This window comes from uncultured Clostridium sp., from assembly GCF_934754925.1.
Taxonomy (GTDB): domain Bacteria; phylum Bacillota; class Clostridia; order Clostridiales; family Clostridiaceae; genus Clostridium.
On sequence record NZ_CAKVJA010000034.1, the window covers coordinates 20,649 to 27,686 of the forward strand.

General features: G+C 28.1%; 5 protein-coding genes. 1 reads left to right on the top strand and 4 read right to left on the bottom strand.

Annotated elements, in window-relative coordinates:
• Positions 1 to 212: 212 nt before the first annotated feature.
• From Q0G30_RS10615 to Q0G30_RS10630, 4 genes are all read right to left on the bottom strand, one after another.
• On the bottom strand, positions 213 to 1,376 hold the full coding sequence (locus Q0G30_RS10615; protein WP_294130326.1) for a galactokinase: 1,164 nt from the start codon (positions 1,374 to 1,376) through the stop codon (positions 213 to 215).
• A gap of 34 nt (positions 1,377 to 1,410) precedes the next feature.
• A complete protein-coding gene (gene galT, locus Q0G30_RS10620) occupies positions 1,411 to 2,934 on the bottom strand; it encodes a UDP-glucose--hexose-1-phosphate uridylyltransferase (protein WP_148322468.1) in 1,524 nt (507 codons plus the stop codon).
• Between the two features lie 62 nt (positions 2,935 to 2,996).
• Complete coding sequence (locus Q0G30_RS10625; protein ID WP_294389597.1) at positions 2,997 to 4,217, bottom strand: ROK family transcriptional regulator; 1,221 nt, start codon at positions 4,215 to 4,217, stop codon at positions 2,997 to 2,999.
• Positions 4,218 to 4,417: 200 nt separating this feature from the next.
• Positions 4,418 to 6,148 carry a glycoside hydrolase family 13 protein gene (locus tag Q0G30_RS10630; protein ID WP_294389600.1) on the bottom strand — a complete coding sequence of 577 codons (1,731 nt, stop codon included), beginning with the start codon at positions 6,146 to 6,148 and terminating at the stop codon, positions 4,418 to 4,420.
• A 130-nt stretch (positions 6,149 to 6,278) separates the two neighbouring features.
• Between Q0G30_RS10630 and Q0G30_RS10635 the strand changes: the two genes are divergently transcribed.
• Positions 6,279 to 6,950 carry a helix-turn-helix transcriptional regulator gene (locus Q0G30_RS10635; protein ID WP_195963814.1) on the top strand — a complete coding sequence of 224 codons (672 nt, stop codon included), beginning with the start codon at positions 6,279 to 6,281 and terminating at the stop codon, positions 6,948 to 6,950.
• Positions 6,951 to 7,038: the final 88 nt, after the last annotated feature.

Sequence of the window (7,038 nt, forward strand, 5' to 3'; positions counted from 1 at the left end):
CGTTAATTAGCGAATGTTAATTTCATTCTCTTTTTTAGCAATACTTTAAAATTATACTTTTATATTAATTTATAGTCAATATCTTTATATTACTATCTAAAACCATAAAAATATCCTTAATATAAAATGACTGCCTATAATTACCTCATTTTCAATTTACCTTTTTGAAAACAATTCATTATAAGACAGTCCTTTTTATTTTTTAATTAATTTTATAATACATGAGTTCCTTCACCTATATTACTTGTATAGAATGATGGTGTAATTCCTGTAACTTTTTTGTATGCCACTGATACCTTTTCTTTAAATTCTTCTACCTTAGTATTATCTACCAAAGCAATAGCACATCCTCCAAATCCAGCACCAGTCATTCTAGCACCAATACATCCACCTATCTTTAAAGCCTCATGTACTAAAGTATCAAGATGAAGACCTGTAACTTCATAATAATTTTCAAGAGACATATGAGATGCTGTTAATAATTTACCAAATCCTAATATATCATTATTTTTTAACATTTCCATGCTTTTTTTAACTCTTTCATTTTCAGTAACAACATGCATAGCTCTTTTCTTTATAGTTTCATCAGAGATAAATGATTCAATATCATCAATCGTTGCTTGACAAAGATTTGATAATTTTTCAGTTTTATTTTCATTTATTATTTCAAGAGCCTTTTCACATTCTGATCTTCTTTCATTATATTTTGAATCAGCAAGTTCCCTTCTCTTATTAGTACTCATTATAACCAAACTGTATTCTCCTAAGTTTAAAGGGGCATATTCATAATAAAGAGAATCACAATCTAAAAGTATTGCATGGTCCTTCTTTCCTACTGCAACAGCAAATTGATCCATAATTCCACAGTTAACACCAACAAATTCATTCTCAACTTTTTGACAAAGTTTTGCTATTTCAACTCTATCAATTTGCTCTGGATTCTCTAGATACAGTATTATATATGCCATTAGTACTTCAAGTGCTGCTGAAGATGAAAGACCCGCTCCATCTGGAATATTGCTATATAAAACTATATCCATTCCTGGCACTTCATGTCCTAAATCCTTAAGTGCTTTTATAACTCCCTTTGGATAATTACCCCAATCATCTTCTTTCTTATAAACTAAATCTTCATCTAAATCAACAATTACTTCTCCAGCAACATTCTTTGATCTCATTCTTATTTTATTATCATCTCTTAATGATAGTGCTGCATAAATTCCAACTGTTAATGCTCCTGGAAACACAAATCCACCATTATAATCTATATGTTCTCCAATTAAATTAACTCTTCCTGGTGATAAAAAGGTTTTTATCTCTCTATTATCTACTCCATATTCATTTTTAAATAATTCTATCATTTTCTCTCTATTCATAATCTTTCCCAACCTCTCTTAAAATCTATTATATTTAAATCACTGTGCTTAAGAATTTTTCTAGCCCAGCTTGTCCTTTCTCATTTCTCTTAAATACTCCTGCATCTTCAAGAACATTTGCAAATATATTACCCACTTCATTCTTTAATAACTCCTTAGCTTCATCATAAGTTAATAAAGAAGTTTCAGAAAGCATTCTTTCTATCCATGGTATATGCTTATTAATTTCACTATTATTTTCTGCTTCTAATCTATTGTATATTACTTCACCGCAAAGAATTTTAGCTATAATATCTAATTCCTTTTCTAATCTTCCTGGTAAAACAGCAAGTCCCATAACTTCAATTAATCCTATATTCTCTTTCTTTATATGATGAAGTTCTTTATGGGGATGGAATATACCATCTGGATGCTCTTTTGAAGTTCTATTATTTCTTAAAACTATATCTAATTCAAAGGCTTCACCTTTTCTTCTTGCAATTGGAGTTACCGTATTATGTGGTGTATCTCCACTAAATGCTACTATATCATTTTCTTCATCAGAATAATTTTTCCATGCTTCAAATATTTCCATAGCTAAATCTATAACCTTATTTTTATCATTTCCTTTTATTCTAACTACAGACATTGGCCATTTAACAGTTCCGATTTCAACATCTTCATATTTTCTGCTCTCATAATATTTCTCTATACAAGCTTTTTCCATAGGAAACTCATGTCTTCCTCCTTGGTAATGATCATGAGTTAATATTGATCCACCTACAATAGGTAAGTCTGCATTAGAACCTATAAAATAATGTGGTAAAAACTCTGTAAATTCAACTAATCTTTCAATTGAATCTCTTGTTAATCTCATTGGCTCGTGCTCCCCACTAAACACAATACAATGTTCATTATAGTAAACATATGGAGAGTATTGTAAGAACCACTCTTTATTAGTTAATGTCATAGGAATAATTCTATGATTTTGTCTTGCTGGATGATTTATTCTTCCTGCATATCCTACATTTTCTTTACAAAGTAAACACTTTGGATATGTGGATTGTTTCATAAGCTTCGCTTTAGCTATTTCTTTTGGATCTTTTTCTGGTTTTGATAAATTAACTGTAATCTCTAAATCACCATATTCAGTTGTAGTTGGCCACCAAAGATTTTTAGCTATTCTATCAGTCATTATATAATTTGAAGCCTTACTTAAATCATAAAACCAATCTGTAGCCTTTTCCTTAGATTCATTTTCATACTTATCATAAAAAGTTTTAACAACTTCACCTTCTCTTGGCATCAATAGGCCCATTATCCTTGCATTAAATAAATCTCTAAAAGTAGTAGTATCTTCTTCTATTAATCCTATTTCAACTGCATAGTCTAAAATATTCTCTAATATTTTAACTGCACTCTCTTCTATATTTTCATCTACCTCTCCTTCAAAGGGCTCTTCTATCTTTAATAAATCTATCAATGCATTTCTCGTTGGAATAACATCCCACTTAGAAATCATTTCTTTTTTCAGTGCAAATTTTAAAAGCCTTTCAATTTCATACCCAATATTACTCATAATTTTCACCATCCACTCTTAATTTAATACTATTAAAAAATATTTTAAATTTTTTCTATAACTTACTTTCTATTAATACCATTAAATATTTCTTGAATAACTAATGTTGCAGCCCCTATTACTGCAGCATCTCTTCCTAATAAACTTCTAATTATTCTCACATTTTCAATTGATAATTTTAATCCTCTGTTTTTTACTATCTCATTTAAAGTTTCAATGGCATATGTTGTATTCTCAAATATCTCTCCAACAACTACTATTGCCGTTGGATTTAATATATTTATTAAATTTGTAATAGCTATTCCAATATATCTGGCTGCTTCCTTTAATATTGTTATAGACATCTCATCACCATTTTTAGCTGCATCACATATATCTTGTATTGATAGTTTATTTATATCCTCCACATCTCTACTAAGAGAAGTACTAACCCCTTGTTTTATAAGCTTAATAGCTTTTCTAATTATGTTATTATTAGATGAAACAGTTTCTAAACAACCATAATTTCCACAGTTACACTTATCACCATCTGCTTCCACTACTATATGACCTATTTCCCCAGCACTAAAATCAACTCCATAATAAGGTGTATTATTTATAATAATTCCCGCACCTATACCATTTGAAATATTTAAAGTTACAAAATTAGCTATGTCCTTTGTTACCCCAAACCAACTTTCTCCTAATGCCATAGCTCTCACATCATTGTCTACATACACAGTTAATTCAAGTTCTTCTTCTAAATCTTCCTTTATATTTTTATTCTTCCAACCATAATATAAAGAATGTATTGATTCCCCTGTCCTTGCATTTACTATACCATGCAGTGCTACACCTACTCCTAATATCTTTTCCTTATCTAGCTCACTTGATTCCAAGACTTCATTAATTAAATTAATTAACTTTTTAAAAACTAAATCATAATTATATCTTTCATTATCTATTATTATAGATTTCTTAGTGATTATCTGTGCTGAAAGATTTGTTATAACTACATCTATAACTCCAACACCTATACCTATACCTATTACATATCTAGCATTTGGATTTAGCTCCAATATTATTGGTGGTCTTCCTCCACTAGATTCACCAATTTTGCTTTCTATAAGAAATTTGTCCTCAATTAAGATTTTTGTTATATTCGTAACACTAGCTGGAGTTAATCCTGTTAATTTTGCAATTTCTGCACGTGATAGGCTTCCATTATCCCTTATAACCTTAAGAACAGCTGAAACATTTAATTGTTTCATTAACTCAAAGCTACCTTTTAATATTTTATTCATTTTATCACTTCTTTATTAATTATTTTAATAAAGCCCTCAAAAAAATTTTTTTCCTTTTACTTTTAAAGACTCCTGAAATTGTTTTCTTACTTTAATGTTAACATATCTTTATTTTTTGTCAATATAATTTAAATCAAATTTATCTAAAAGCTAGCACAAAATTGTACTAGCTTCTTTCTCCTGTTAATAATCTATAATAATTATTTAATTATCTTATATACTTTAAAAGAAAAACCTTCTATGTTTATTTTAGCTAAATTCTCAACATTCTTAGTAATTAAATTTATTGCCTTTAATTGTGAATTTATACTTATCGAAGCACTACTATCACTATTATTAAATACACATAAAACTTCTTCATCCTCTAAAACTCTCTTAAAGGCTATAATATTGGCTCTACAATAAACCTCTTCAAAGTCACCGTCTATAAAAATTTTATTGCTTTTTCTAATATTAATCATGCTTTTATAAAAGTTAAACAGATCTATATTTTGCTTTTCCTTATCCCAAACCATACACTTTCTATTTTCAGGGTCATCTCCACCATCTATTCCAATCTCATCGCCATAATATATATATGGAACACCTATATATAAAAATTGATATGCTATAGCAAGCTTAATTCTATTAATATTTCCATCACATTCATTATAAATTCTTTTAGTATCATGACTTCCTATCAAGTTCCACATTTGCTTAGTAATACTATCCATATATAACACTCTATTTTCTGCCATTATATCTAAAAACTCTCTTCCATTTATAATTCCTTTAGCAAAAAAATCTATAATAGCATTTTTAAAAGGATAATTCATTATTCCATCTAACTGATCTCCCTTTAAAAAAGAGTTAGCCTCATGCATTATCTCTCCAATTATTATTGCATCACTTTTAGCACCTTTAACTTTTTTTCTAAATTCTCTCCAAAACTCATGTCCAACTTCATCACAGACATCAAGTCTCCATCCATCTATTCCAACTTCCTTAATCCAAAACTCTCCTACATTTAACAAATACTCTCTAACTTCTTTATTATTTGTATTAAGTTTAGGCATATTATCACAACCATTAGCAAAAGTATAATACTTATTTTTTGATTTTTTTACTGGCCATGAATCTATAAAATACCATTCCTTATATTTTGATTTTTCCTGATTTTCTATTAAATCTTTAAATGCAAAGAAATCTGCACCTGAATGATTGAATACAGCATCAAAAACTATTTTTATTCCTAAGTTATGTGCTTTTTCTACCAGCTCTTTTGCTTCTTCCAATGTCCCAAACTGTGGATCTATATTAAAATAATCTTCAGTATTATATTTATGGTTGGTATCAGATTTAAATATAGGTGTAAGATAAATTAAATTAACGCCTAATTCTTCTAAATGGGGCAATTTCTCTATTATTCCACGTAAATCTCCACCATAAACACTTCTCCTATGAATTTTACCTTTCCCCCATTGTCCAGTACCTTCAATATTTATTGAAGGATTACCATTATAGAATCTATCTGGGAATATTTGATATACAACTGATTCCTGTAACCACTTAACTTCTTTATATAAATCTTCTTCTGCTATATAAGGAAATTGAAAAGAATTCATATCATTATACCCAAATTCCGGATTTACAAATCCTCTCTCGTTATATTTAAAGCTTTCCTCATTCATATCAATAAATTCAAAATAATATCTATATCTATTTCTAAAAACTGATATTTCTGTTTGATAATACGTAAAAAGTTCCGTCTCTGCAACTATATTCATGGACTTTTTATTATATGGATTTTCCCAATCATATCTATCTTTATAATAAATGTAACATTCCTTAACATCATCTCTTGCTACTCTTACTCTAACAATCAAAGTATCCTTATTTTTTCCATATGAATAAGGAGTATCTAAAATATGAAAAACAGCATATTTATTCATAAAACTCACCTCTACCATTTAAAACATTTACATAATTATTATAAAAATTTTTCATACTCTTGATTGTATATTTATAATATAATATATATATAATTAATATAACTTTTCTATATTATGGGGGTTAATTGTTATGTATGAAAGTTTTATTTCTGATTTAAATATTTTTAGTAATGAATTTTCTTCTTTTATTGATACCAGTAATAGACCTGCTATTCTTCATAAAATTAAACAAAAACATATTGGAGAATTAGAGGATGATTTAAATATAGAAGATAAAAAAATTGATTTATATATATGGAATGCAATATTTTCCAAAGAGATTATAAGACATGGTATTTCTAAAAAATATCTTCATACTCTTTACAATAAATATTATGTTAAAATACCAACTCTTAATGATTTAAAATCCCTTCAGGAGTTAGAAGTAGAAATGGCCGAAGCATATCTTGAATTTTTAATTAGTGATGTAGAAGTTAAAGATAACTTCATAGTGAACAAGCTTCTTCAACATCTTCATATGAATATTGAAAGTTTTATGTCACTAGAAAAAATATCTGAGCATCTTGGAATAACACCGGAATATGCATCAACTTGTTTTAAAAAGCATATGGGAATATCTCTAATGAAGTATTCTAAGAAAATTAAAATAGATAGAGCGAAGGTTTTATTACTTACAACAAATAAAAGCATGCTTGATATAGCACTATCATTAGGTTTTTATGATCAAAGCCATTTTTCAAAAACATTTAAATCATTTGAGGGAATGTCTCCTTCAGAATTTCGCAACACACACTATAACTAAATTACGCATTACATGTAGCGAAAAAATGAAATATTTATTTTCCGGGAACGGTGAAATTTTCGCCTAGAATTTATATCTTTGTTCCATT

Coding starts and splice junctions, on each gene's coding strand:
- Q0G30_RS10630 (WP_294389600.1), bottom strand. CDS start 6,148: ATGAATAAATATGCTGTTTTTCATATTTTAGATACTCCTTATTCATAT.
- Q0G30_RS10625 (WP_294389597.1), bottom strand. CDS start 4,217: ATGAATAAAATATTAAAAGGTAGCTTTGAGTTAATGAAACAATTAAAT.
- galT (WP_148322468.1), bottom strand. CDS start 2,934: ATGAGTAATATTGGGTATGAAATTGAAAGGCTTTTAAAATTTGCACTG.
- Q0G30_RS10635 (WP_195963814.1), top strand. CDS start 6,279: ATGTATGAAAGTTTTATTTCTGATTTAAATATTTTTAGTAATGAATTT.
- Q0G30_RS10615 (WP_294130326.1), bottom strand. CDS start 1,376: ATGAATAGAGAGAAAATGATAGAATTATTTAAAAATGAATATGGAGTA.